The 23,375-nt window shown below is 60.8% G+C and carries 26 protein-coding genes; 8 read left to right on the plus strand and 18 right to left on the minus strand.

What is annotated here, in order from left to right:
* Nucleotides 1-32: 32 nt before the first annotated feature.
* From FZZ90_RS12430 to FZZ90_RS12460, 7 genes are all read right to left on the minus strand, one after another.
* Nucleotides 33-284, minus strand: coding sequence for a carboxysome peptide B (locus FZZ90_RS12430; protein ID WP_115095164.1), 252 nt, complete (start codon nt 282-284; stop codon nt 33-35).
* Nucleotides 284-589 carry a carboxysome peptide A gene (locus tag FZZ90_RS12435; protein ID WP_226426091.1) on the minus strand — a complete coding sequence of 102 codons (306 nt, stop codon included), beginning with the start codon at nt 587-589 and terminating at the stop codon, nt 284-286. The genes FZZ90_RS12430 and FZZ90_RS12435 overlap by 1 nt, the downstream gene beginning before the upstream one ends.
* A gap of 2 nt (nt 590-591) precedes the next feature.
* Nucleotides 592-2,337 carry a carboxysome shell carbonic anhydrase gene (locus FZZ90_RS12440; protein WP_226426092.1) on the minus strand — a complete coding sequence of 582 codons (1,746 nt, stop codon included), beginning with the start codon at nt 2,335-2,337 and terminating at the stop codon, nt 592-594.
* A 7-nt stretch (nt 2,338-2,344) separates the two neighbouring features.
* A complete protein-coding gene (locus tag FZZ90_RS12445; RefSeq protein ID WP_226426093.1) occupies nt 2,345-4,717 on the minus strand; it encodes a CsoS2 family carboxysome shell protein in 2,373 nt (790 codons plus the stop codon).
* 101 nt (nt 4,718-4,818) lie between these two features.
* Nucleotides 4,819-5,160 carry a ribulose bisphosphate carboxylase small subunit gene (locus FZZ90_RS12450; RefSeq protein WP_006043651.1) on the minus strand — a complete coding sequence of 114 codons (342 nt, stop codon included), beginning with the start codon at nt 5,158-5,160 and terminating at the stop codon, nt 4,819-4,821.
* A gap of 59 nt (nt 5,161-5,219) precedes the next feature.
* Nucleotides 5,220-6,635: a form I ribulose bisphosphate carboxylase large subunit gene (locus tag FZZ90_RS12455; protein ID WP_011128579.1), complete on the minus strand. Its 1,416-nt coding sequence runs from the start codon at nt 6,633-6,635 to the stop codon at nt 5,220-5,222.
* Between the two features lie 71 nt (nt 6,636-6,706).
* Complete coding sequence (locus tag FZZ90_RS12460) at nt 6,707-7,018, minus strand: BMC domain-containing protein (RefSeq protein WP_006169870.1); 312 nt, start codon at nt 7,016-7,018, stop codon at nt 6,707-6,709.
* Between the two features lie 330 nt (nt 7,019-7,348).
* On the opposite strand from FZZ90_RS12460, the gene FZZ90_RS12465 reads away from it, so the two are divergent.
* Complete coding sequence (locus FZZ90_RS12465; protein ID WP_226426094.1) at nt 7,349-7,957, plus strand: non-canonical purine NTP pyrophosphatase; 609 nt, start codon at nt 7,349-7,351, stop codon at nt 7,955-7,957.
* A 9-nt stretch (nt 7,958-7,966) separates the two neighbouring features.
* Here the strand turns inward: FZZ90_RS12465 and FZZ90_RS12470 are convergent, their stop codons facing one another.
* The gene (locus FZZ90_RS12470) at nt 7,967-8,752 is read right to left on the minus strand and encodes a microcompartment protein (RefSeq protein WP_025362430.1); all 786 of its coding nucleotides are present in this window, start codon (nt 8,750-8,752) and stop codon (nt 7,967-7,969) included.
* 118 nt (nt 8,753-8,870) lie between these two features.
* On the opposite strand from FZZ90_RS12470, the gene FZZ90_RS12475 reads away from it, so the two are divergent.
* From FZZ90_RS12475 to bchL, 4 genes are all read left to right on the plus strand, one after another.
* The gene (locus FZZ90_RS12475) at nt 8,871-9,248 is read left to right on the plus strand and encodes a hypothetical protein (protein ID WP_226426095.1); all 378 of its coding nucleotides are present in this window, start codon (nt 8,871-8,873) and stop codon (nt 9,246-9,248) included.
* Nucleotides 9,249-9,361: 113 nt separating this feature from the next.
* Nucleotides 9,362-10,639, plus strand: coding sequence for a ferredoxin:protochlorophyllide reductase (ATP-dependent) subunit N (locus FZZ90_RS12480; protein WP_226426096.1), 1,278 nt, complete (start codon nt 9,362-9,364; stop codon nt 10,637-10,639).
* 4 nt (nt 10,640-10,643) lie between these two features.
* On the plus strand, nt 10,644-12,218 hold the full coding sequence (locus FZZ90_RS12485; RefSeq protein ID WP_226426097.1) for a ferredoxin:protochlorophyllide reductase (ATP-dependent) subunit B: 1,575 nt from the start codon (nt 10,644-10,646) through the stop codon (nt 12,216-12,218).
* Between the two features lie 150 nt (nt 12,219-12,368).
* A complete protein-coding gene (gene bchL / locus FZZ90_RS12490; protein ID WP_226401319.1) occupies nt 12,369-13,259 on the plus strand; it encodes a ferredoxin:protochlorophyllide reductase (ATP-dependent) iron-sulfur ATP-binding protein in 891 nt (296 codons plus the stop codon).
* A gap of 19 nt (nt 13,260-13,278) precedes the next feature.
* On the opposite strand, the gene FZZ90_RS12495 is transcribed toward bchL, so the two are convergent.
* The 3 genes from FZZ90_RS12495 to psaM form a co-directional block, all read right to left on the minus strand.
* A complete protein-coding gene (locus tag FZZ90_RS12495; RefSeq protein WP_226426098.1) occupies nt 13,279-14,232 on the minus strand; it encodes a protochlorophyllide reductase in 954 nt (317 codons plus the stop codon).
* Between the two features lie 69 nt (nt 14,233-14,301).
* Nucleotides 14,302-14,604: a hypothetical protein gene (locus FZZ90_RS12500; protein ID WP_255599746.1), complete on the minus strand. Its 303-nt coding sequence runs from the start codon at nt 14,602-14,604 to the stop codon at nt 14,302-14,304.
* Between the two features lie 139 nt (nt 14,605-14,743).
* Nucleotides 14,744-14,848, minus strand: a complete 105-nt coding sequence (gene psaM, locus FZZ90_RS12505; RefSeq protein WP_025362433.1) for a photosystem I reaction center subunit XII — start codon at nt 14,846-14,848, stop codon at nt 14,744-14,746.
* A gap of 83 nt (nt 14,849-14,931) precedes the next feature.
* Here psaM and FZZ90_RS12510 point away from each other — a divergent pair, with 83 nt between their 5' ends.
* Nucleotides 14,932-15,402: a CRR6 family NdhI maturation factor gene (locus tag FZZ90_RS12510; protein ID WP_226426100.1), complete on the plus strand. Its 471-nt coding sequence runs from the start codon at nt 14,932-14,934 to the stop codon at nt 15,400-15,402.
* Nucleotides 15,403-15,406: 4 nt separating this feature from the next.
* Here the strand turns inward: FZZ90_RS12510 and FZZ90_RS12515 are convergent, their stop codons facing one another.
* Entirely contained in the window at nt 15,407-16,174 is a 768-nt protein-coding gene (locus FZZ90_RS12515; RefSeq protein WP_226426101.1) for a sulfite exporter TauE/SafE family protein, read from the minus strand.
* A 27-nt stretch (nt 16,175-16,201) separates the two neighbouring features.
* Between FZZ90_RS12515 and FZZ90_RS12520 the strand changes: the two genes are divergently transcribed.
* Nucleotides 16,202-16,918, plus strand: coding sequence for a lipoate--protein ligase family protein (locus tag FZZ90_RS12520; protein ID WP_226426102.1), 717 nt, complete (start codon nt 16,202-16,204; stop codon nt 16,916-16,918).
* On the opposite strand, the gene FZZ90_RS12525 is transcribed toward FZZ90_RS12520, so the two are convergent.
* Nucleotides 16,876-18,126, minus strand: a complete 1,251-nt coding sequence (locus tag FZZ90_RS12525) for a site-2 protease family protein (protein WP_226426110.1) — start codon at nt 18,124-18,126, stop codon at nt 16,876-16,878. The genes FZZ90_RS12520 and FZZ90_RS12525 overlap by 43 nt on opposite strands.
* A 62-nt stretch (nt 18,127-18,188) precedes the next feature.
* Between FZZ90_RS12525 and FZZ90_RS12530 the strand changes: the two genes are divergently transcribed.
* Nucleotides 18,189-18,860 carry a phosphoribosylanthranilate isomerase gene (locus FZZ90_RS12530; RefSeq protein ID WP_226426103.1) on the plus strand — a complete coding sequence of 224 codons (672 nt, stop codon included), beginning with the start codon at nt 18,189-18,191 and terminating at the stop codon, nt 18,858-18,860.
* Nucleotides 18,861-18,871: 11 nt separating this feature from the next.
* Here FZZ90_RS12530 and folE read toward each other — a convergent pair whose 3' ends face one another.
* The 5 genes from folE to FZZ90_RS12555 form a co-directional block, all read right to left on the minus strand.
* The gene (gene folE / locus FZZ90_RS12535) at nt 18,872-19,627 is read right to left on the minus strand and encodes a GTP cyclohydrolase I (RefSeq protein ID WP_226426104.1); all 756 of its coding nucleotides are present in this window, start codon (nt 19,625-19,627) and stop codon (nt 18,872-18,874) included.
* A gap of 9 nt (nt 19,628-19,636) precedes the next feature.
* Nucleotides 19,637-20,344 carry an SDR family oxidoreductase gene (locus FZZ90_RS12540; protein ID WP_226426105.1) on the minus strand — a complete coding sequence of 236 codons (708 nt, stop codon included), beginning with the start codon at nt 20,342-20,344 and terminating at the stop codon, nt 19,637-19,639.
* A gap of 24 nt (nt 20,345-20,368) precedes the next feature.
* On the minus strand, nt 20,369-21,358 hold the full coding sequence (locus FZZ90_RS12545; protein WP_226426106.1) for an acetyl-CoA carboxylase carboxyltransferase subunit alpha: 990 nt from the start codon (nt 21,356-21,358) through the stop codon (nt 20,369-20,371).
* Nucleotides 21,359-21,377: 19 nt separating this feature from the next.
* The gene (locus FZZ90_RS12550) at nt 21,378-22,418 is read right to left on the minus strand and encodes a long-chain acyl-[acyl-carrier-protein] reductase (RefSeq protein WP_226426107.1); all 1,041 of its coding nucleotides are present in this window, start codon (nt 22,416-22,418) and stop codon (nt 21,378-21,380) included.
* A 114-nt stretch (nt 22,419-22,532) separates the two neighbouring features.
* Nucleotides 22,533-23,252, minus strand: a complete 720-nt coding sequence (locus tag FZZ90_RS12555) for an aldehyde oxygenase (deformylating) (protein WP_186494792.1) — start codon at nt 23,250-23,252, stop codon at nt 22,533-22,535.
* Nucleotides 23,253-23,375: the final 123 nt, after the last annotated feature.

The raw sequence follows: 23,375 nt of genomic DNA on the forward strand, positions 1-23,375 counted from the left end.
GAACGGAAACGGCGGAGGGAAATAGGTGGTCCCTATCCGTCCGGATTCCAGAAATCGATGATTCCACCGATGGTCAGATCGGTGAGAACGGTGTTGTCAGGGCAGGCATGCCGTGCAGCTGAACCACTGGCAGTAAACACCCAGTTGCCCTCACGGGCCCCAACGGGATCAACGGCCACCAGCTTCTTGCCCTTGTTGTTGCGCAGGATGCGCAGATGCATGTGATCCAGTCCGGCAACCCGGTAGGAGCAGATCAACGTGCCCATCACCTGCATGATCTCCATCAGCTGGCCTTGCCTCCCGCGGGGTTGCTGGGGCTGGGAGATGGAGCAGAGGTCTTCGGAGGGTCGGGCTCCCAGTGATCAATGATCCCCACAATCGTGAGGTCACTTGGGTACGACTTGCTGCCGGCGGCTTCACGGGCGGCCGAGCTGCTAACGCAGATCACCCAGTCACCCGGCTTGGCACCGACCGCATCGACCGCCACCTTCTTGGTGCTGCCATCGAGCACCACCTGCAGATGCTTGTGCTCGAAATCGGGGATCCGGTTGGTGGAGACGAGCGGCTTGACGACCTTGACGATGAGCATGATCAGTGAGCCTCCGGAAGTTGCGGGTCGAGCGTGGAACCGACGACCTCGGCCGGAGCCGTCTGGTTGCGGTCGCGAATGGTGAGACAAGTGTGGAGCAGACCCTCATCGACGAGAGCTGCGTAGCGATCGGCGATGGCCTGGTTCACCCGTAGGCAATCAGCGATGGCCCGTTCCCGAGCACCGGGCACCCGGCCTGAGTAGTCGAAACGCACCACAACCGGAATCGGCAGATCCCGGGCGACATTCAGACCCTTGAAAATTTTCACGCCCACATCGAGATCAGGGGCGCCCTCTTCAACCGTGTCGAGGTGAGCGAAGTAGGTGAGGTTGCGCAGATGCACCTCTTTGAAGCCGATGCCAACACCGATGAACCGCTCCGCGTGCCCGGCATCCGGGTAAGTACCCCCATGCAGATCCTGCACGTAATCGATTTGGGAGAAGTTGTTGGCGAGCAACCGGGTCAGGAAAGACACCATCCCGGCATCCATGGGGCCAGGAGCAGAGCTCTCAACGGCTTCTGCAATCTGCGCCATCGCCTGATCAGCACTCATCGATGCCGTAGCTGCATGTAGTTCTCTGGCGCAAAGCCAACGGTCGAGCACCATTTCGCTGTCGCGGCTTGGGGGGTGAACCCGGATCGCATCGGTGTCGGTGTCGAGGCCGATCAGCAAAAGATCAACGGAGGCACCGCAGCAGAAGCTGTTTTCCACCGACTCACGAAAATCGAGCAGGCGCTGATGCCCCGCGGCTGCCGCCAGTTCATCATTGCTGCCATGGGCAGCGCAGCCCTGGTGGGAGGGATCGAGGGAACTGAAGTGGTAAGTCACCACCTTCAGATAACGGGTCGGTTCGGTGGAGGGATTGGGTGAGCCTTCGCGGTAACGACGATGCTCGGTTTTGACCCAGCGGTTCACCGTGTTCTCCACGTCGAACATGGCGCCGGCGTGGGAACGGCGACGCACAGCACTGAAGGGAATACGCAGGGCGTAGGCCACGGTATGGGCCAAACGACCATCAGCGCAGGGCGTTAGATCGAGCAGATGGATACCGCAGTCGAGCAGGAACTGTTCGAACTCTCTGGAGGCAGCACTGCCCGTACCGGCATCCAGTGGGTCGTCCTGGAAAAAGCGATCGCTAAACAGCCGGTGACTTTCGAACACACACCAGGCGAACAGGGCGCGCATGTCGAGAGGACGCACCCAGGCCCGCTGCAGGATGTGATCCGGCAGGTCAAACCCGAGTTCGGCCCGGCACAACCGCTGGGCTTGGGGGATGAAATCGGTTTCGTGCTGAAGCGCTGAAACCTGTTGGAGCAGGGGAACGATCCGATCAAAACGTCCCTTGATCTCCAGCTCGTAGGCCTGAAGACGGGAGTTCGACGATGCATCCGTCAACGGATGACGCCGATGGGTAATCGGCAGCGAACTGCGGCTCAGATTGAAAGGAACCGCCCGGGTAGCTGCTTTCTCGCGTCGTACCCAGCCCGGCTGAGAGGGAGCGGGACGCTTGACGTCGTTGCTGGAGCGAATCCGACCGCCGCCCACTGAGCCGCCACCCAGTTGAGCGGCCTTACCCGAAGTGGTGAGGGCACGGCGGCGTTCCAGAGCGGCTTGGCGGGTGGAAGACTCCACCTCAGATGTTGTCTGGGCGGATTCAGAGATTGTGGCCAGCTGCTGAAGCTGGCGTCGAGTGGGTGCCGAGGGGGCCTGAGGTCGCCCGCCACGGAGAGGCTTGGAGCGAACCATCAGTGAATCAGCCCCGTGCGCCGCCGGAGACGGTGATCAAGGAGCCCTTCTCGGTGTTACCGCTGGAGCCGGTCACGCGGCTCACAGGCCATTCGGTCTCCTCGTTGCGCTTGCGCTCGAAGGAAGACATGGCAGTCATCGGGCCAGGACGGCTGGGGTTACGACGGCGGGCCGAAGCACCCTCAGTACCGGTGACATGCTCCCCACGATCCCAGTCGTCGCCAGTGATCTTGGTGGAGGAACCCTCGCCGGTCACCCGAGATGCCGGCTTTTCAGAGGGCTCGCTGACCACAGCCACGGTGGGCTGGAACTGGCGCTGCTGCTGACGGTTCTGGAACTCGCGGTTATCGAAGCGGAACTGCTCGGTACCGGTCACCTTGCCGCCAGCCATGTCAAAAGGGCCGGTAATGCGATTCCCATCCTCGTAAGACGTGCCAGTCACGCCGGAATTGGCCTCACGTTGCTGTTGGGCAGCACGGGCGGGAGACACCACGCTGAAGCGGGTCCAGGCAGCACCCTCAGGGGCTTGACCATGGGTATCGGTGCCGGCAGGGGCATCAGCGCCGCATGCAGAGGCCAGCTGGTCAGCACCCACATAAGGAGTGCCGGTGACTGCTTCACAAGCACCACGCTTGTCGCCGGTCATCACACCACCCACGCCGGGTTGGATGCCCGTCATGGCCGCAGAAGGAGTGCCAACACGAACAGGAGTGCGCTCACGAATGGCCTTCACTGCGGGAGTACCGCAGTGTTGGCCGGCCTGCTCAAGGCCTGCATAAGGGGTGCCGGTGACGGCCTGGCAACTGCCTGGCTCATCACCAGTCACACGCTCCGAACGACCGGTGCGGGTGCCGCTCACCACCTGGTTGCGGTTGGTAACACTGAAACCAACCTTGGCAGCTTCAGGCTCAGGCTTGCCGCCGCAAAAGGAATTGACCTGCTCAGCACTGATGTATTGATCACCTGTCACACGGTGGCAGGAGCCGAATTCATTACCGGTGACCTGGGAGGAGCGACCCACCAAAGTCCCAGTGACTCCCGTGCCCGACAGGGTGCCTGACAAACCGACCTTGGCTGCTGGACGGCCTTCGGGAAGGGGGTCAGAACCGAGGTATTGATCGCCAGTGAGGCTGCGATTCGCGCCGGCCTCATCACCAGTAACGCTGGCGGAGCGGCCAACCATGACACCGCTCACAGGACGACCCTGTTCGGTGAGGCTGTGACCCACCTTGCGAGGGGAAGTCGTGCCACCACCGCAGTAGGCCGCAGACTGATTGGCTGAGATGTATTCGGTGCCGGTCACGCTCTTGCAAGTGCCGGGCTCATCGCCGGTGACCTTTTCGGAACGGCCGACTTCGTTGCCGGTAACGCGGTTGCCGTGGCTGGTGGCAGTAACGCGCACCTTGGCAGGAGTGGTGGCAGCTGGAGCCGTCTGACAGAAAGTCTGGAAGACTTCAGCGCCCAAGTACTCCGTGCCTGTAATGGAACGGCAGGTGCTGGCTTCATTGCCAGTGGTTTTCACCGAGCGGTTGGCCTGGGTGCCAGTCACGGTCTGGCCAGACGTAGTGGTGCTTTCACCAACTTTCCAATGGGCATCAGCAGCAGCAGCTTGCTTGGCGCCGTGGCGGTTGGGACCGGTTGGGCGAGTCACACCAGCGCTTTGCTTGTTGCGGGCTCCGGCCTTGGTGCGCAACTCGCGCACCTGCTGGGCCAGCTCACGGCTGGTGAGATCGGGGTTAGCCTGACGAGCAACAGCAGCGGCACTAGTAGACTGCTTACCTGCAGTTTTGCCGTGCTTGGCCATGGCATCGCGGCGGGCCAAAACCAGGGCACGACTGGGGTTCTCAATAGCGCGGCGCTTAGGGGCCGCTGCACGACGTTCCGTGCGTGCAGAAAGATTGGGGGCCGAGGCACTCAATGAGGTGAGTGCAGTCTTCTCAGCAGCACGCTTGCCACCGCAGCCACAGCTCTTGGTGGATTCAGCAGGTGCAGCTGCAGGAGCAGCGGGCTTGGTTTGACGGGCCAAATCAGCGCGGTTGCGATCGCGGCTGGTGTCTGCGGTTTTGCCGCGACGGGACAGGGCTTCGCGACGGGCGAGCACCAGATCACGACTGGCATCGCGATGGGGCTTGACCTGTGAAGTGCGCCTGGAAGGAGCAGCGGTGAATGCAGTTGTTCGCTGCGGAGCTACAGCAGCGGGAACAACGGGTGCGGAAGCAGGTTCTGCAACTGCAGCCGCATTCGTACGGGTGGGACGGGCGTCATCAACGGTGCGAACACGGTTGGCGCCAGTACCAGCTGCAGCTGAGGACTTCTTACCGGAAGTGGTCAGCGCCTTACGGCGTTCTAGTGCGAGTTCGCGACTGGAGAGTCTTGCCATGTCCGCCCGAGGGAGTCGTCGTGAGGTGGAAGGGCACTTGCCCATCCGGAAAAAACTGGAGCCCTGATCAGGTCAGGGCTCAGAACCATTGGTCCGAAGGATCAGCGTCCTTCGAAGACCACGAAGCAGGCACCCTGGCTCTGGGTGTAAGCGTCGTAACCGACGATGCGCACGTGGTGATCGGGGTATGCGCGATGGCAAGCCTCGAGCTCACTGACGACAACGTTCAGATCCTTCTCACCGAAGAAGGGGAGCTTCCAATAAGACCAATAGGTGGCCATGGAGTTGCTGGGATGGACGTGCTCGACGAGCGGGCTCCAACCCTGGGCAATGATGTACGCGATCTGGTCGTAGATCTCGTCCTGGGTCATCGGCGGGAGGAAGCCGAAGGTCTCCAGGGTGGCGACTGTTTGATAGTCACCCACGGTGCTCTGGAAAGGCATGGGGATCCTGGGTTTAAGAAAAAGGGTTGGCCGGTTGCATCAACCGGCCGAAGAAACGATCAGTTCTGAACGTCGAGCTTGTCGACGGTGTCGAACTCGAACTTGATCTCCTTCCAGGTCTCGAGAGCGATGGCCAGCTCAGGGCTGTGCTTACCGGCTTCCATGAGGATGTCCCGGCTTTCCTTCTCGATCTCGCGACCGGCATTGCGTGCCTTGACGCAGGCCTCGAGGGCCACACGGTTGGCAGCAGCACCTGCAGCGGAGCCCCAGGGGTGACCGTGGGTACCACCACCGAACTGCAGCACGGAGTCGTCACCGAAGATGGCGACCAGTGCGGGCATGTGCCACACGTGGATACCGCCGGAAGCAACGGCGAACACGCCAGGCATGGAACCCCAGTCCTGATCGAAGAAGTTGCCGCGGCTGCGGTCTTCGGGCACGAAGGATTCGCGCAGCTGGTCGATGTAGCCGAGGGTGGTCTGACGATCACCTTCCAGCTTGCCGACCACGGTGCCGGTGTGGAGCTGGTCACCACCTGACAGACGCAGACACTTGGCGAGAACGCGGAAGTGGATGCCGTGCTTGGGATGACGGTCGATCACCGCGTGCATGGCGCGGTGAATGTGCAAGAGCATGCCGTTCTTACGGCACCACTTCGACAGGCCGGTGTTGGCGGTGAAGCCACCGGTGATGAAGTCGTGCATGATGATCGGCATTCCGAGTTCTTTGGCGAACTCAGCGCGCTCATACATCTCTTCGGGAGTGTTCGCAGTCACGTTGAGGTAGTGACCCTTGCGCTCACCGGTCTCCTGCTCGGACAGCTTGATGGCTTCCGCAACGAATTCGAAGCGGTTCTGCCAACGCTGGAAGGGCTGGGAGTTGATGTTCTCGTCGTCCTTGGTGAAGTCCAGACCGCCGCGCAGGCACTCATAGACAACACGGCCGTAGTTCTTACCGCTCAGGCCGAGCTTCGGCTTGATGGTGCAACCCAGCAGGGGACGGCCGTACTTGTTCATCCGGTCGCGCTCGACCTGGATGCCGTTCGGCGGGCCGTAGCAGCTCTTGATGAACGCCATCGGGAAGCGGATGTCTTCCAGACGGAGGTGGCGGAGAGCCTTAAAACCGAAGACGTTGCCGACCAGGGAGGTCAGAACGTTGGTGATGGAACCCTCTTCGAACAGGTCGAGGGGGTAAGCGATGAAGGCATAGAAAGACTCCTTGTCACCAGGGACGTCTTCGATGCGGTAGCAACGGCCCTTGTAGAAGTCGAGATCGGTGAGGAGCTCGGACCACACAGTGGACCAGGTGCCGGTGGAGGATTCAGCAGCCACAGCAGCGGCAACTTCTTCCTTGGGCACACCTTCTTGGCCGGTGCACTTGAAGCAGGCCAGCAGGTCGGTGTCGAGGGGGACGTAATCAGGAGTCCAGTAGGTATCCCTGTACTCCTTGACCCCAGCGTCGTACTTCTTGCTCATGGGAAATCTCCGTTAGGTCGGTGAAGAGGGTGAGACGTTCGCGTGCCTCGTCAGAGGCTCAGCGGAAGATCTCAGTCCTTCTGACCAAGGAAATTGCCGTTGCCCAGTGCAGGCTCCACTTCGCGGTGGGGGCGGGCAATGATGTGAGCAGCAACAAGGCCGTCGCCGACGCGCTCGCAAGCATCAGCGCCAGCGCGCACAGCAGCGTTCACAGCACCGGTTTCGCCGCGCACCAGAACGGTGACGTAACCGCCACCGACAAACTCGCGACCAATCAGGCGCACTTCGGCAGCCTTGGTCATGGCATCAGCTGCCTCGATGGCGGGGACCAGACCGCGGGTCTCGATCATGCCGAGGGCGATGCCCATGGTTTCGTTAGCCATTGCCTACCGGGAAAAGAGGTGGAATGTTCGCTGGGGACATTGCTTTGCCAGAACCCTTCCCGTCAAGCGATTGGGGCGACTTTCTCGATCACTGTCCATAGTGAACTAAATAAGCCAGGCTTATCACCCAGTGCCTCACTGTTCCGGTCTGCTGTGGTGGTTCCTGTGATCACATCCGCACAAGTCGTTGTCGAGTGCGATGAAGCTCCATAGGTTCACATTGCGACACGCTCCCGAAGCCTTGCTTAGGGGTGGAATGTTCAACCCAAATGCGTGTTGCAGGGTCGAATCCAGAGATTTTTAAGTCCTACCCCCCAATCAGCCCGCACAATGGAGGCCCTCATTTGTCGGCCCTCCTTGGCGCTTCAGCTCACCATTGCCACGGGCAACCCCACCAAGGTTGCTGAAATCGAGGCCATGCTGGGTCCACTCCCCATTCACGTTCAGCGTCAACCCGACGATCTAGACGTTGAGGAAACGGGAAGCACCTACCGTGAAAACGCCGAGCTAAAGGCCTCTGCGGCAGCACTACGAACCAACGGTTGGGCGCTGGCAGACGATTCAGGACTTGAAGTCGACTCACTTCAATGCGCACCAGGACTGTTCTCCGCCAGATACGCCGAAGGCAACGACGCCAAAATTCAGAGAATTCTTTCGGAGTTGGGCGCTTCCCTCTATCGAAGCGCCTGCTTCCGCAGCACGATGGTGCTGTGCGATCCCACAGGGACCTGCCGAGCGGCGGCAGAGGGCATTTGCTGGGGTGAGCTCCTCAACGCACCGGCCTACCCAGGTGGCGGCTTTGAATCCTTGCTCTGGGTGCGTGAAGCTCGTTGCACCTATGGCGAACTCAACCCGGCACAACTCAGCCGACTGGGCAGTCGCGGCAAAGCAGCGCGGGCTTTGGCTCCTCAATTGCGCCAACTTCTTGGCCTGAACTGAGCTCAGCGATCAGAGCGATCGTGCATTTCGATTGACATGGTCGATGGCGCGCATCGCAGCTGCCGCCGCTTCCTCAACATCACCTTCCCGCCCCACCAAAGTGAGGCGTCCAAAAGCACCCACCGCTTTCACGTCCACCAAAGTGATGTTGGAGGCTTTTTCAGCCTCGTTGGCAGCAATCAAGACATATCCAGCCGGCTCAGTCTCCAGGATGAACATGCTCATTCCCGCCTCAATCATGGAACCGCGTCGGTTCTGGCGGTTGATCAACACGGCATGGTCCGGAGTGATCGCTCGAATGACTTCGGTCCAGCTCACGTCCGCTGGAGAACGCTGCTCAATGGTGCTGCCGATCGCTTCCAGCACCACATCTCCGGAATGGAGAACAGTGCTCTGGTCACGGTGATAGAGAGCCATCGAACCAAAAGCCCGCTCCACCACCATCTGGCCGAGGCGAACATTGCTGGCTTTCAGCGCAATGTCGGTCACGCGATGGACCGCCATGCCCGGTGAAACCTCCATCCAGAGGCAGGCGTCTCCAGGAATGGGCAGGAAACCTTGACTCACTGTCCCCATGTAGGCCGCAAGTTGGGGCTGCAGGGAGTCGATGAACACGTGCGTGCGCAGTTCGATCGACTGCACATGGCTGTTTTGGCGAAGCAGCCTGGGTGACTCAGAATCCGTCGTGACAACACAACTTGCCCCTCCCTGCTGAGAGGTCACCTCAGTCCCGGTGACGAGAGCACTACCGCCGCGTCGCCGCTCCCGAGCATCGAAGCTGGCAAAACGGGTCATGGCGGGGAGTGTACCGGACGAATTCATCTGAAACGGCCCAATAAAGAGTTGGAGCCTGCGGTCTTGCGCCTTTAAAAACAGCCGATACCGTCCGGAGAACCCCTCTAGAGATCTTGCAATGACTGAGCAGTCTTCTTTGAAGCCAGTTGATCTCAACGCTGATCAAGCCCTTGGGATGGTGAGCTTCGGCCTGATGCAACGCCTTGCGCAGGATGGACAGGTGGACCTGCCCTGGCTGGAGGGATCAGGAAATGCAGACAGTGAGCGTCTGCGTCAGCTGCGTCAACGGCTGGAACTGACGTCTTTGGCCATCGAGACCGGTGCTCCCCTCACCACCGCGGAGGTGAGCATTCTGCTGGGAGCCCGGCCTGGAACGGAACGGGTGGAACGCGGTGGCCTCGTCGCCCGCCGTGTCAGCCGCAATGTCTGGCGGTTGAGCAAAGCAGAGGAGAGCGATCGATCCGAGCGTTACGACGGATTCCGTCGCCGCCTTTGAGCTTTAGCCAAGGTTGACCTGTCCTAAGCGATCCCAAAGAGTTTGAGCGACCTTTCCACTCCTCAGCGAATTTATTTGCAGCCTGGAGAGGTTGATCATCAAGGGAGCGGCCGATGGCCGGGCCAACGCTGCTAAAAGAATCGGGGCCGCGCGAGGTGTTCTGCGGCCTCACCTCGATTGTGTGGCTGCATCGGCGCATGCCCGATGCCTTTTTCCTTGTGGTGGGATCACGCACCTGCGCCCATCTGATTCAGAGCGCTGCAGGGGTGATGATTTTCGCCGAACCGCGTTTCGGCACAGCCATTCTCAGCGAGCGGGATCTAGCTGGCCTCGCGGATGCCCACGACGAACTCGACCGCGTCTGCAAGGAGCTGCTGCAACGTCGCCCCGAAATCCGCACGCTGTTTCTGGTGGGGTCCTGCCCCAGCGAAGTGATCAAGCTGGATTTGGCCCGGGCCGCCGAACGTCTCAACGAAGAGCTGTCCGGCCGGGTGCGGGTGGTGAACTACTCCGGCAGCGGCATTGAAACCACGTTCACCCAGGGAGAAGACGGGGCGCTGGCGGCACTCGTGCCTCTGCTCCCCGCCAGCGATGAACGGCAGTTGCTGCTGGTGGGAACCCTCGCCGATGCCGTGGAAGACAGGCAGATGCACCTGTTCCAGCGGATGGGCATCGAGACGATTCACAGCCTGCCGCCCCGGCAATCGACCGACCTGCCAGGGGTGGGAGCGGGAACCACGGTGCTGCTGACCCAACCCTTTCTCACTGAAACCGCTCGCCTACTGAGCAACCGCGGCGCCACGGTGCTTACGGCCCCCTTCCCTCTGGGGGCAGAGGGAAGTCGCCGCTGGATGGAGGCTGCTGCTGATGCCTTCCATCTCCCCAATGAGCGGGTCGCTGCCGTGCTCGATCCGTTGATGAAGCGGGCCGAGAGCGCCCTGGCCCGCCATCGCGCCGTCCTGGAAGGCAAGCGAATCTTCCTGCTTCCCGAATCCCAGCTGGAACTGCCCCTGGCCCGGTTTCTGCAACGGGAATGCGGCATGGAGCTGGTGGAGGTGGGCACGCCTTATCTGAACCGTGAACAGATGGCTGCCGAGCTGGCCTTACTCCCCGATGACGTCCCGGTGATGGAGGGGCAACACGTGGAGCAGCAGCTGGACCGGGTTCGCGCCAGCCAGCCCGACCTGGTGGTGTGCGGGATGGGCCTTGCCAATCCCCTGGAAGCCGAAGGCATCGCCACCAAATGGTCGATCGAATTGGTGTTCAGCCCGATTCACGGCATCGACCAAGCCGGAGACCTCGCGGAACTGTTTTCCCGGCCATTGCGTCGCCGGCAATTGATTCGCCCCGGTCTGCATCCGAGTAGCCCCGACACCCCCGTTCACGCCTGACCCCATGCAACTCACGCTCTGGACTTACGAAGGGCCACCCCATGTGGGGGCCATGCGCATCGCCGCCTCGATGCACGGCGTGCACTACGTGCTCCATGCCCCCCAAGGGGACACTTACGCCGACCTGCTATTCACGATGATTGAGCGGCGCGGGCAACGACCGCCGGTCACTTACACCACCTTCCAGGCCAGGGATCTGGGGGGTGACACCGCAGAACTGGTGAAACGGCATGTACGCGAAGCCGTGGACCGCTTTCAACCCGATGCCCTGCTGGTGGGTGAAAGCTGCACCGCGGAGTTAATTCAGGATCAACCGGGCGCCCTGGCCCAAGGCATGGAGCTGACCATGCCGGTCGTGAATCTTGAGCTGCCGGCCTACAGCAAGAAAGAGAACTGGGGGGCCGCAGAAACCTTCTATCAATTAATCCGCAACCTGCTCAAGGCACAGGTCCCCACAGACACCCAACATGACCCACGGGCATGGAAACAGGAGGGCCGTCGACCCCGGGTGAACCTGTTGGGTCCATCACTGCTTGGCTTCCGCTGCCGCGACGACGTACTGGAGGTGCAGAAGCTTCTCACCTTGCACGGCATCGATGTGGGCGTGGTGGCGCCCCTGGGTGCAGGAGTGGAGGATCTGAAGCGGATCCCCGATGCCGATCTGAACGTTTGCCTCTATCCGGAGGTGGCCGAATCCAGCTGCAGCTGGCTGGAGCGCAACTTCGGCATGCCCTTCAGCCGAACGGTGCCGATCGGTGTCGGCGCCACCCACGATTTCCTCGTCGAAGTGCACGATCTGCTCGGGCTCGAAACACCCTCAGCTGATGAGGGCTACAAACGCTCACGCTTGCCTTGGTATTCGGAGTCTGTGGACTCCACCTACCTCACCGGCAAGCGGGTGTTCATTTTCGGCGACGGCAGCCATGCCATTGCAGCAGCACGGATCTGCAGCCAAGAACTGGGCTTCAGCGTGGTGGGGTTGGGCACCTATAGCCGCGAGATGGCCAGACCAGTACGGGCGGCCGCCAAGGCCCTGGGACTTGAGGCCTTGATCTGTGACGACTACCTAGAAGTGGAAGCCGCCATGGCCGAGGCAGCCCCAGAACTGGTGCTGGGAACCCAAATGGAGCGCCACAGCGCCAAGCGTCTGGGGATTCCCTGCTCCGTGATCAGCACGCCCATGCATGTTCAGGACGTGCCCGCCCGAATGAGCCCCCAGATGGGCTGGGAAGGGGCAAACGTGATCTTCGACGACTGGGTGCACCCGCTGATGATGGGACTGGAGGAACACCTGATTGGCATGTTCCGCCACGACTTCGAATTCGTGGATGGCCACCAGAGCCACCTCGGCCATGCCGGCGGTGCCGGCGCCACCGACAGTTCCGCCTTGAGTGATATCCCCGGGGAGGGCGACGGTGCCCTGCATTGGACAGCCGATGGGGAAGCCGAACTGAAGAAGATTCCCTTTTTCGTGCGGGGCAAAGTGCGACGCAACACCGAGGCCTATGCCCGCGATGCGGGCTGCCGAGAGATCAGCAGCGAAACGCTGTATGACGCAAAAGCCCACTTCAAGGCATGAGCATTTGCACTCATTTCTTTTTATTTAATTGAAAGAAATTCTGCTTTTGCAACGCAGCCAAGAAGTAGATCTTTCATTTCTTGGTGAAAATCAACCACTGCACATCTACTGCTGTTGAATGAAACTGACTTCTCTTGCACAGGTCGCTGAATGACCACGACTCTGACGCGACCGGCGGACGGCGAAGGCAGCGTGCAGGTCCACCAGGACCCGGAAATGAACATCCAGGAGGAGACCCTGGTGATCGCGGTTTATGGCAAAGGCGGGATCGGTAAATCAACCACCTCCTCGAACTTGTCAGCCGCCTTTTCCAAGCTGGGCAAGCGGGTGCTTCAAATCGGCTGCGACCCCAAGCACGACAGCACCTTCACCCTCACCCACAAGATGGTGCCGACGGTGATCGACATTCTCGAGGAGGTGGACTTCCACAGCGAAGAGCTGCGGCCTGAGGATTTCGTCTTCACCGGCTTCAACGGGGTGCAGTGCGTTGAGAGTGGTGGCCCACCGGCGGGCACGGGCTGCGGTGGCTACGTGACAGGGCAGACCGTGAAGCTGCTCAAAGAACACCACCTATTGGAAGACACCGATGTGGTGATCTTCGATGTGCTGGGAGATGTGGTGTGTGGTGGTTTCGCCGCCCCGCTGCAGCACGCCAACTATTGCCTGATTGTGACCGCGAACGATTTCGATTCGATCTTCGCGATGAATCGCATCGTTCAGGCGATTCAAGCCAAAGCCAAGAACTACAAGGTGCGACTTGGCGGCGTTGTTGCGAACCGGTCGGCGGACACTGATCAGATCGACAAGTTCAACGAACGCACCGGCCTGCGCACCATGGCCCACTTCAGGGATGTGGATGCGATCCGGCGTTCCCGGCTGAAGAAATGCACCATCTTTGAGATGGACGATGACGACGAAGCCGTACAAGCCGTGCGCAACGAATACCTGCGGCTGGCCCAAAACATGATCGACAAGGTGGAGCCCCTGGAGGCCATATCCCTCAAGGACCGCGAAATCTTCGACCTGCTGGGGTTCGACTGACCGCAGGCCTTAAAAAGATTTAGCCCAGGCCCACCAGGTCCATGGACAGCTCCCACACCCGCCGAGCTGTTTCTGGATCAGTGGCCTTATCGGACAGTTCCTGGCTGAACTGCTCACCGTCCTTCTTCTGGCGGTTGCCCCAACTCCAGTGCACCCCGGATTCGGCGAAGTCGGGATTGGCCACCACATCAGCCACCCGTTCTCCGGCCAAGGCCTGGGAGACATAGCCGCCGGTGATGTTTTTCTGGAACCAGGGGAAGATCGTTTGGAAGGCCTTGGGGGTGTTGCGGAACAACGGGGTATCCGCCACACAGCCGGGGTAGAGCGAGGTGAAGGTGATCCCCGTGTCCCCGTGCAGACGGCGATGCAGCTCTTGAGTGGTGATCATGTTGCAGAGCTTGCTGTCTTTGTAGGCCTTGCCGGGCTTGAACGGCTTGCCACTGGCCATGGCGATGGGATCTTTGAACCCAGCCTCAAACCCAGAGAGGTCCCCCAGATCTGCCGGTGCAGGGATCGGAATCTTGCCCCCCAGTTCCTTGGAGTTCGCCGTCACGGTGCCCAGGATCACCACCCGCCTGGAGGGATGGCTGGAGCTCTGGAGCCGACCTAAGAGCAGCTGCACCAGAAGGAAATGGCCGAAGTGGTTGGTGGCCATCGAGATCTCGTAGCCCTGGGGCGAACGCTCCGGCTGCTTGAGCTTCGGCTTGTACACGGCTGCATTGCAGACCACGGCATCCAATCGCTCGGGCAAGGCATCCACCGCCCGGCGCACACTGTCGAGATCACCCAGATCCATCAACACGTGCTTGAGCCGGTCTTTGGGGAGATCGAGCTCATCCGCGGCTGCCGCGGCACGCTGCGGGCTGCGGTTCGCAGTGATCACCGTCCAGCCCCGCTTGACCAAAGCGCAGGTGGCATTCAGGCCCACACCGGAGGTGGTGCCGGTGATCAGAACGGTGCCGGGCGTGGACATCAAGACAGGGCCAGGAAGGCTGTCAGTCTGCCGGTCAGTACTGAATCTCAACGTCGCTGGTCACGAATCTCAGCGCCAGACCACTCGCAAACGATTGGGAGCGATCCACTGATCCTGCTCGCTGATCAGGCGCTTCTCTCCACCGATGCTGAACAGACGATCGAAGCGTTGTTGCAGCGTTTCCAATTTGGCCGACTCAATCGACACGACCGCCGCAATTTCACTGTGGCGATCCATTCGTTCCTGATAGGCCACCGACAGGCGAATCAAGCTCACGCAGCCCAACAGAACAAGTCCAGCCTTGGCGGCCAAGGCGAGAAGGCTGCACTGCAGCTCCTGTTGGTCGGTCTGCCGCTGAATCGCCGCAGCCATGCTGGCTGCGTCCGTGCGGGGAGCTGATCTTCGAACCTGACTGGCGGTCACCGCATCAGCACGTACATCCGCTTGTAACGCAATCCGTTCGCAGTGCCAAGACCAGCTCTAGGCCCGTTGATCTGGGCGCCCGTTGAAATCAGGCTTCGTAGAGGCTGATGGAAAGACGCAGGGCCAGAACAGCGGCATGGGCAGCGACGACGAGGGCGATGAACACCTCGGGTGCAGACAGAACGGTTTCCATGGGAGCCATGCATCAAACGGTCCCATTCTTCTCCGAGGGAGGGGCTGCAGGCCATCATTCGCAAAGGCCTGTCACACCAGCCCATGGATCCGGTTCTGATCGATGCCCCTGCCATCCGCGCCTTGGATCTGCGGCCGCTGGAGATCTGGAGCCATCAGCCGCTGGATGCACTGCTCAGCCAAGGGCCGGTGCTGGAGCTTCGTTTCGACTGGCCCCGGGCGCAGGATGACCCGCGGGAACTGCCGGAATGCCCCGAGCCTCGCCTCTGGGCCCTGCGGGCCGATGCACGCTTCCCTTGGCTGCCGCTGGTGCTTGAACGCGACAACGGCAGCCTGATTCGCCATGTCGCCCTGGTGGTGCCCCACAGTTTCAGCCGCAGCGAAGGCCTGCGTTTTGACCCGGAAGCCTTGGAGCTCTGGGTGACGCATCGACTGATGCTGCTCGACGATCTCTGCCAGCGGGAGCTCGGACGCCCGATGCGGGGCAACCTCTCCCAGATGGCCGCGGCGCTGGGTTATGAGCTCGATGCGGGTTTTTGGGGCCTGCTGACCTGACCCACTAGCTCAGCCAGAGCTGCAGGGCCCGCCTGGAGCTGTCGATCGCCAGGATGATGGCGAGCCCCCGCAGACAACGCACCAGAAGAGCCGCATCAAATTGATCGAGACGACTGGCGGTCCATTGAGCAGCGATCGCTGCCACAGCCCCCAGCAGCAAGCCCATCAGAGGCACCCCTCGTCCTTCATGCAGGAACTGCAGGGATGCTGCGCTGGCTGAGAAGAGCACCGCCACCGTGCTGAGCCGCACGGCCTGATGAATCGGCACAGACATCGGACCGCTCATCAGGGGCACCATCACCAGCCCCCCACCCAGGCCAAGCATCCCAGCGGTCCAGCCGGCGATACAGCCCACTCCAGCCAATTGCGGTGCGCTGCTGTCATCGACGTCTTGAGTGGCATCCGCCTCGGGCCGTTCGCGAACGCAGAACGCCAGCACGATGTACATCAGCGTCTGCATCGCCAACAGAATCCAGCCCGCCGCCAAACCGGCCAAACCACCGAACAGCAGTGCCGAACCAAAAGCGGCCAAGCCGATGGCGAGTCCAGGTCGGGTCGGCACCCGCCCCTGGCGCAGGTGAGTGATGGTGCCCGCCAAAGCTGTAGGCACAATGGCGAAACTGCTGGTGGCCAGAGCCTGATGGGGCGGGAGATCAAGCCAAAGCAGGAGCGGGGCAAAGATCAAGCCACCGCCAATCCCCAACAGCCCGGCCAAGCCCCCCGCCAGCAGGCCCAGGGCGATCAAGATCGGCACATCCCACCAGGGCACCATGGCGTGCGATCGATGCTTCCCTCCAGCATGCCCGCAACCGGGCGTCTGCTTCCCACCCAGCAAGCGGATGGACACACCCAGATGGCGTTGGATGCCTGGCTTCTGAGACGAAGCAACGGTCCGGCGCTGCGTTTTTACCGCTGGGATGGGCCCTGGCTCTCGCTTGGACGCCATCAACGCCACTGGCCTGAGCACTGGAATGATCTCGCCCGCCGCGGCCGCATCAGCCTGGTGCGACGCCCCAGCGGAGGCCGGGCAGTGCTCCATGCCGGCGGGCTCACCTATGCCTTGATCTGGCCGGATGCACCACGGCAACGCCAGGAGGCCTACCGGCAAGCCTGTCAGTGGTTGATCGATGGCTTCAAGGATCTCGGGCTAGCGCTGCACTTCGGTTCTGACCCCGCTGGTGCCGAGGCCAACAACTGTTTCGCCACGGCAACGGTGGCCGACCTGGTGGATTCGAGCGGCGTCAAACGGGTCGGCAGCGCCCAGCGCTGGCAGAGCGGTCGCCTGCTTCAACACGGCGAAATCCTGCTGGATCCCCCTGCCGAGCTCTGGGAAGAAGTGTTTGAGGAAGAGGCACCAGCGGGAGCACCGGCCCAGATCAGCCGACTGGCGCTGGATCAGCAGCTGCGCCAGAGCCTGGTTCAGTCCTGGAGCCATTGCCCGTGGCAGATGCAACCCCTGGAGGCCGACGAAGTTCAGGACTTGGAAAGAGAGCTGGCGTCCTGGTCGGAGCTTTGATCCCTCATCGTCTGCACCATCTGAGGAAGCATCGCCAAACCCAAGGGATAGCCATTGCGCTTGCGCGCCTCGTCGAGAATCGCGGGGGGCAGGGTCACACCGAGACGCTTCAGCACCGCATCTCCCACATCCATGCGATCAAGGGTGCCGCAGGGAAGCCCAGCAGTACTCATCACCAAAAGGCGTCCCTGGGAGGCCGCCTCCAGGGCCGGCACCGCTTCCACCATTGGGGCCGCACTGGTGATGGACGGCAGTTCAGTGAGGGGCCGCAGATGATCCTCGAGGCGCTGTTGGTCCCATTGCTGCACTGGCAGCAGTTTCAGGGGCTGATCGTCAATCCAACCCACCCAACGGCCGCTCTTGCAGACGAGCACCCAATCGACAGGACCCTCACCCTCGCTGGCCGTAAGCCGCAGCTGGCTAAGGCGCCGCAAGGTCTGATCAGCCTCCAGCACGCGGAAGCGTTTGCCTGCCGCAGCCTCCACCTTCAACTCCCGCAGCACGGTCTGCAACTGCAGCATCTGGGTCTGACTGCGGTTGGCACTCAGGCCGAACCAACCGATCAAGATCAGCAGGAGGCCGTTAAGCCCCCAGCCCTGCCAAAGCAGGACACCGCCCAACACGATCATCAGCATCGACAAAGCCCGTCCGGACGCCGATGCCACCTGAACGCCCTTCTGCTGGCTGCCGCTCACCTGCCAGACCAGGGCCTTGAGAATCAGCCCACCATCCAGCGGTAGACCAGGCAACAGATTGAACAGACCCAGCATCAAGTTGAGCAAACCCACCTGGCTCAACAACTGCGTGGCCAAGGGCTGGGTGTCGGACAGCGCTGCAGCCCCCACCAGCATCCCGAAAGCCAACATCAAACTGACGATCGGGCCAGCAGCTGCAATGCGCAAATTGCCCATGGCGGTAGGGCATTCCTTCTCCACCCGCGCGATACCGCCCAGATGAAACAGGGTGATACTCAGCACCTTCACCCCTTCCCGCAGGGCCATAAGGGCATGGCCCAACTCATGCAGCAGCACGGAGCTGAACAACAGCAAGGTGGTCAGCAATCCCAGCCCCCAACTCACCGTGACCGAGGCCGTGGTCGCATAGCGGGATTGGAACAATGTGGTGAAGATCGCCACAGCAAACAACCAGCTGGGCTGGAGCCGCAGGGGGATTCCGCCAATTTTGAGCACCTGCCAGCCCTCTCCCACCGTCAATCCCGTCGTGTGCCGCTACTGCGGACTGTCATCCACGATCCTAGGGAGAGCAATCGATGCGGCCCTTGCGTGATCCCCGCCCCACTCCAGACCTGAAGATCTGTGGGATCACCGACCCCGAGCAGGCCCATGCCATTGCACAAATGGGCGTGCAGGCGATTGGCGTGATCGGCGTTCCTGCCACCCCACGCTTTGTGGAACCACCCCAGCGCAGGTCTTTGTTCCAGCTGCTGGAGGAGCAGCATCCCCAACTGCATCGCGTTTGGGTGGTGGCCGACCCCGACGATGACGCCCTCGAGGAAGCGCTCAACGGAGCAGGACAGCCCTCCGTGGTGCAGCTGCACGGCAGCGAGTCAGAAGAACGCTGCCAACGCTTGAAACAGCGTTACCCCCGGCAGCAGTGGTGGAAAGCTTTACGGGTGCGCGAACCCGAAGACCTCGAGCAGCTTGAGCAGTACGCGCCCAATGTGGATGCCCTGCTCCTCGACGCCTGGAGCGCTGATCAATTGGGCGGCACAGGGCACAGGATCCCTCTTGATTGGCTCGGTGAGACCCAGTTATCGGTGCCTTGGTGGCTGGCGGGGGGAGTAAGTGCGGAATGGGTTCCGGAACTGCTTAGCCGCGTCACGCCACAAGGGCTCGATGCCTCCAGTCGGCTGGAGGAACGTCCGGGATGGAAAAACCTCGACAAGGTCCAAGCCCTTGTCGAGGCAGTGAAACGAGGTTGAGTTGAGGCTGATCAGGTGCTGAGCAGCGCTTCCTGCTGACGCACCAGCTCAAAGAACTCCTGCTTGAGGCTGGGGTCGTGGCGGAAATCACCGCGCACCACGGAGTTCACCATGCTGGTTTGGGGCTCCTTCACGCCACGCCACTTCATGCAGTAGTGCTGCGCCTTGATGATGATGCCGAGACCCTGAGGCTCACAGAGCTTCTCGATTTCGTCGGCAAGGATCATCACAGCCTCTTCCTGGATGTGGGGGCGGGAGAAGACCCAGTCAGCCACACGGGTGAATTTGGAGAGGCCAATCACCCTGGCACCAGGCTTGATCCCAATCCAGCAGTTGCCCATGATCGGCACCAGGTGGTGTGAACAGGCGGAACGCACCGTGATCGGTCCAACGGTGTAGATCTCATCCAGCTGCTTCACATTGGGAAAGCTGGCCACCTTGGGTTGCTGGTGGTAGCGCCCTTTGAAGACCTCCTGCAGATACATCTTGGCGACCCGCTCCGCCGTCTCATGGGTGTTGTGGTCGTTATCGATATCGATCACCAGGCTGCGCAACAGATCGCGGACCTTGTCAGCGACCTCAACCTGAAGCTGATCCAGTTCACCGGGATTGAGGTGATCAGCAATGTTGTCGTTGGCCAGGAAGGAAACGCCAGATTCGATTAAACGTTCACGAATTCGGGCTGAAACCTGGGGATTCAGGAGCTTTTTACCATTGCCGTTGCCGTTGGCGACGCCGTTGGAAACGAAAGGGACTGTGGAGGTCATGGTGTTCGTTCAGAAGGCGCCGGCGGCCGGCATAAGGGTGAGGTCTTCGATCAACTGGTTGCTGGGTTGCATCGCCAGATTCGCCAGTGTTTCTGCCGCCTGATCGACAGAGAGCATGGCACGACGATCGAAATCGCTTTGTACGGTTTCCGCGTCCCACAGTGGTGTGTTCACGGCTCCAAGAGTGAGGGTGCAGGCACGAATGCCGTTGGCCCGTTCCTCTTCTGCAAGGCAGCGGGTGAAGCTGGCCAAGGCAGCTTTACTGACGCAATACGCACCCCATTGAGGGAAGGCATTGCGAGCGGCGTGACTACTGATGTTGATCACCAGTCCGCCGTTCTTGCGCATGGCGGGAACGGCAGCAGAACAAACCTGCATCACGCTGGTGACATTCAGCTGTAGCAGCCATTGCCAATGCTCAAGCGGCATGGCCAGAAGGTCGCCGGTGTAAGCAGCGCCAGCGTTGTTGATCAACACTGAAGGGGCCTCACCCTGCTGCAACAAGCCAGCCATCGCAGCTGCGATGGCATCAGATTGGGTCAGGTCGATGGCGGCATAGGCCACAGAAACACCTTGTGAGCTGAGCTGAGCACTCAGCCGCTCCAGTTGATCAGCGCTACGGGCCGTGAGAAGCAGGTCCCAGCCCTGGTGAGCAAGAAGCTCAGCAGTCCGGCGACCTATGCCTCGGCTCGCACCCGTGATTAGAGCCGTTGGCAAAAACCGTTAGCAAACCACAACACCTTAAGCCGCTTTCTCCACATCCTGTGACGTTTTTTCGAGGAACCGCCCCATCGCTCTGAATTTGGAGTAACGGGCCTCCCGCAGTTGTTGTTCCGAAAGGCTCAGCAATTCATCGAGATGACGCTCGATCGCCGCCCGCAGAATTTCTCCGGCCTCCAGTGGTGCCCAGTTGTTACCACCGGAGGGCTCCTCGAGCACCTCATCCACCACCCCAAGCTCCAGCAGGTCCCGACCGGTGATCCGCAAGGCTGCCGCCGCATCAGGCGCCTTGGCCGCATCACGCCAAAGGATGGAGGCACAGGCCTCTGGGCTGGCCACCGTGTAGACGCTGTGCTCGAACATCATCAAGCGATCGGCCACCCCGATGCCTAAAGCACCGCCGGATCCGCCTTCACCGATCACAGTGGCGATCACCGGAACGCGCAAGCGAAACATTTCCCGCAAGTTGACCGCAATAGCTTCACCCTGGCCCTGCTCCTCGGCCTCGAGCCCGGCGTAAGCACCCGGAGTATCGATGAAGGTGAGGATTGGTAGGCGGAAGCGATCGGCATGGTCCATCAAACGCATGGCTTTGCGGTATCCACCCGGAGCAGCCATCCCGAAGTTACGAGCGACGTTTTCCTTGGTATCGCGGCCTTTCTGATGGCCGATCAACATCACCGGACGATTGCCCACCCGTCCGACACCGCCAATCAGGGCCTGATCGTCATTACCGCGACGATCGCCATGTAGTTCGACCCAGTCGTCGCAGAACATCTGGATGAAATCCAGCGTGCTCGGACGGTGCGGGTGACGGGCGACCTGAATTTTCTGAGCGGGGGTCAGCCCCTGAAAGATCTCCTGACGCCGTCGGGCTGCAAGGCTTTCCAGCTGCTGCAGCTGCTGCGAGACGTCAACTTCAGAATCCCGGGCCAGCTGGCGGATTTGCTCAATCTGCTGCTCCAGCTCGACCAGCGGTTTTTCGAACTCAAGCAAGGGGCGACGGGGCATGGCTCTGGCTCTCCGGAGGTCAGGCGGCAGTGGCCTGCAGGTTGGGATGGAGGTTCAAGGTGCTGAACCCATGACGGACCGATGCCGCACCAATGAAATCCATCTTCTCGAGGGTGATGTTGTTGCGCCCCCAGCTGAAGTTGGTGTGGCAGCGCTCGAACTCGAGCAGCATCGCTTCAGCGAAGCAGGCAAACATCTGACGCTGGGGCCGCTCCATCTCGGCGATGGCCATCATCGACCATCCGATGTCTCGGCAGAACTCAACAATTCCACCTTTGAGAACGTGGATGCCACCACCAGCGACCTTGGAATTGAGATTCTTGGGATAGCCCCCATCAATCATCAAACAGGGCTTCTTCAAGCTGTTGTGGTCGATCTCAAGGGTGCGGGGCATGCTCGCCACCCAGACGACCACATCTGCCTCGGGCAAGGCTTGATCGAGCGGCAGGATCCGTCCACCTCCCAGTTCTTGCTGAAGATCAAGCAGAGGCTGCTGCTGACGTGCCACCAGCAACAGCTCTGCGACCCCAGTACGCGCTTGCAGCCAACGACAGACGGCAGAGCCAATATCACCAGTCGCACCAACGACGGCCACCTTGGCCTTGCTCAGATCGATGCCAAGGGTTGGAGCGTTGTTCTCCACTTGGCGGCAGATCACCCAGGCCGTATGGGTGTTGCCGGTGGTGAACCGTTGCCAATCCAGGGTGGTGCTCCGCACCGTCTGGTGCTGAAGCAAGTTGAAATTCTCGAAAATAATCGAGGTAAAACCACCCAAAGCAGTGATGTTGATGCCCTTCTTTTGGGCCAGTTCCATCGCATTGAGCACCTTGCGCCGAGCCGTTTTGAAGCGGCTCAGCATCTCAGGCACGAAGCAGGAGTCGATGTAGGCACCCTCAATCGTCGTGCCCACCGGACTGGTGACTTCCACGTGCTCAACGAGCTGTGGAGGTGCGCTGCACCACACATCCAAATCACCGTCGGCGATGTGATCGAACCCGAGTTCCATTGCCTTGCGGCGAGCAGCCTCAAAACTCGTTGAATGTCCGATCAGACCAAACATGTCTTACCGCTGACGTCTCAAAGAACACCTCGAATCACCATGCTCCCATGGCAAGCGGTATCGACGGCAACGTGCCTGTCGATGAACCGGCGTTGAATCAAGCCCTGGAGCGGGTCAAACGGCCAGAGCTGCCGCTGCCATGCGGGCGATGTCGCGAGAGGTGAAGCCGATCTCACCCAAAGCTTCCTGGTAAGCGATCAGGAAATCTTCGATCAGGTCTTCCTTTTCCATGTGCAGGACGGCGGCATCAGCAGCAACGTCTTCCAACATCGAGCGGATCAGAGGAAGGTTGGCTTTGTTGGCCTCGAACAGCTCATCTTTACTGGCCTCGAAGTTGGCCTTGAGCCATTCCTGGCCGTAATTGAGGTGGGTGTACTCATCCTTCACCACACCCTCAGTGATTTTGCGGGCGAAGGGATCTGCAACAGGGATATAGATGTGATAGGCCGAAATGGCGAATGCTTCGATCAACAGGGCCTGAATCAGCAGGCAAGTGACCACCTTGCCCTCCTTAAGAGCTGCCTGGAAATTGCCGTGAAGTGGTTCGAAGAACTTCTTGGCGAAGGGCAGATCAGCTTCAACCCCGAGGTTGCGACCACAGGAGGTGAAGCCCTTCATGTGCTTCATTTCCATCCGCGCCAGACGCTTGAGCTCCTCGGCCTGCTCAGGGATCAGCGTGCCCAGAGAAATGTAGTTGTCGTGAGCTTCCTGTTCGCCCTCGATCACAATGGCGTTGATCCGGCTGTAGGCGTCTTTGTAGGCAGCGGTTGTGAAATCAGGCAGTGCGTCCTGGCCCTCCAGCACGGGTGCTTCAGGTGCATTGAGGGTCGTCATAGGACGCTGTCCACCACGTTTAGTGGGACTGACAATAACCAGTGCCCCACGAGTTGGGGACACATGCGTCCAAGGTTCAGGACCTGGGGGGGCTTTGGGAGGGTTTGGGGAGCAGGCTTTGGG

It is taken from the genome of Synechococcus sp. MU1617 (assembly GCF_020514235.1).
GTDB lineage: Bacteria > Cyanobacteriota > Cyanobacteriia > PCC-6307 > Cyanobiaceae > Parasynechococcus.

Coding starts and splice junctions, on each gene's coding strand:
- FZZ90_RS12480 (WP_226426096.1), top strand. CDS start 9,362: ATGGCCGGGCCAACGCTGCTAAAAGAATCGGGGCCGCGCGAGGTGTTC.
- FZZ90_RS12500 (WP_255599746.1), bottom strand. CDS start 14,604: ATGGCTGCGGCGATTCAGCGGCAGACCGACCAACAGGAGCTGCAGTGC.
- FZZ90_RS12435 (WP_226426091.1), bottom strand. CDS start 589: ATGCTCATCGTCAAGGTCGTCAAGCCGCTCGTCTCCACCAACCGGATC.
- FZZ90_RS12510 (WP_226426100.1), top strand. CDS start 14,932: ATGGATCCGGTTCTGATCGATGCCCCTGCCATCCGCGCCTTGGATCTG.
- FZZ90_RS12450 (WP_006043651.1), bottom strand. CDS start 5,160: ATGCCTTTCCAGAGCACCGTGGGTGACTATCAAACAGTCGCCACCCTG.
- FZZ90_RS12495 (WP_226426098.1), bottom strand. CDS start 14,232: ATGTCCACGCCCGGCACCGTTCTGATCACCGGCACCACCTCCGGTGTG.
- FZZ90_RS12520 (WP_226426102.1), top strand. CDS start 16,202: ATGCCCGCAACCGGGCGTCTGCTTCCCACCCAGCAAGCGGATGGACAC.
- FZZ90_RS12530 (WP_226426103.1), top strand. CDS start 18,189: ATGCGGCCCTTGCGTGATCCCCGCCCCACTCCAGACCTGAAGATCTGT.
- FZZ90_RS12440 (WP_226426092.1), bottom strand. CDS start 2,337: ATGGTTCGCTCCAAGCCTCTCCGTGGCGGGCGACCTCAGGCCCCCTCG.
- FZZ90_RS12550 (WP_226426107.1), bottom strand. CDS start 22,418: ATGTTTGGTCTGATCGGACATTCAACGAGTTTTGAGGCTGCTCGCCGC.
- FZZ90_RS12460 (WP_006169870.1), bottom strand. CDS start 7,018: ATGGCTAACGAAACCATGGGCATCGCCCTCGGCATGATCGAGACCCGC.
- psaM (WP_025362433.1), bottom strand. CDS start 14,848: ATGGAAACCGTTCTGTCTGCACCCGAGGTGTTCATCGCCCTCGTCGTC.
- FZZ90_RS12470 (WP_025362430.1), bottom strand. CDS start 8,752: ATGACCCGTTTTGCCAGCTTCGATGCTCGGGAGCGGCGACGCGGCGGT.
- FZZ90_RS12545 (WP_226426106.1), bottom strand. CDS start 21,358: ATGCCCCGTCGCCCCTTGCTTGAGTTCGAAAAACCGCTGGTCGAGCTG.
- bchL (WP_226401319.1), top strand. CDS start 12,369: ATGACCACGACTCTGACGCGACCGGCGGACGGCGAAGGCAGCGTGCAG.
- FZZ90_RS12445 (WP_226426093.1), bottom strand. CDS start 4,717: ATGGCAAGACTCTCCAGTCGCGAACTCGCACTAGAACGCCGTAAGGCG.
- FZZ90_RS12455 (WP_011128579.1), bottom strand. CDS start 6,635: ATGAGCAAGAAGTACGACGCTGGGGTCAAGGAGTACAGGGATACCTAC.
- FZZ90_RS12475 (WP_226426095.1), top strand. CDS start 8,871: ATGACTGAGCAGTCTTCTTTGAAGCCAGTTGATCTCAACGCTGATCAA.
- FZZ90_RS12515 (WP_226426101.1), bottom strand. CDS start 16,174: ATGGTGCCCTGGTGGGATGTGCCGATCTTGATCGCCCTGGGCCTGCTG.
- FZZ90_RS12465 (WP_226426094.1), top strand. CDS start 7,349: ATGGAGGCCCTCATTTGTCGGCCCTCCTTGGCGCTTCAGCTCACCATT.
- FZZ90_RS12555 (WP_186494792.1), bottom strand. CDS start 23,252: ATGACGACCCTCAATGCACCTGAAGCACCCGTGCTGGAGGGCCAGGAC.
- FZZ90_RS12485 (WP_226426097.1), top strand. CDS start 10,644: ATGCAACTCACGCTCTGGACTTACGAAGGGCCACCCCATGTGGGGGCC.
- folE (WP_226426104.1), bottom strand. CDS start 19,627: ATGACCTCCACAGTCCCTTTCGTTTCCAACGGCGTCGCCAACGGCAAC.
- FZZ90_RS12430 (WP_115095164.1), bottom strand. CDS start 284: ATGGAGATCATGCAGGTGATGGGCACGTTGATCTGCTCCTACCGGGTT.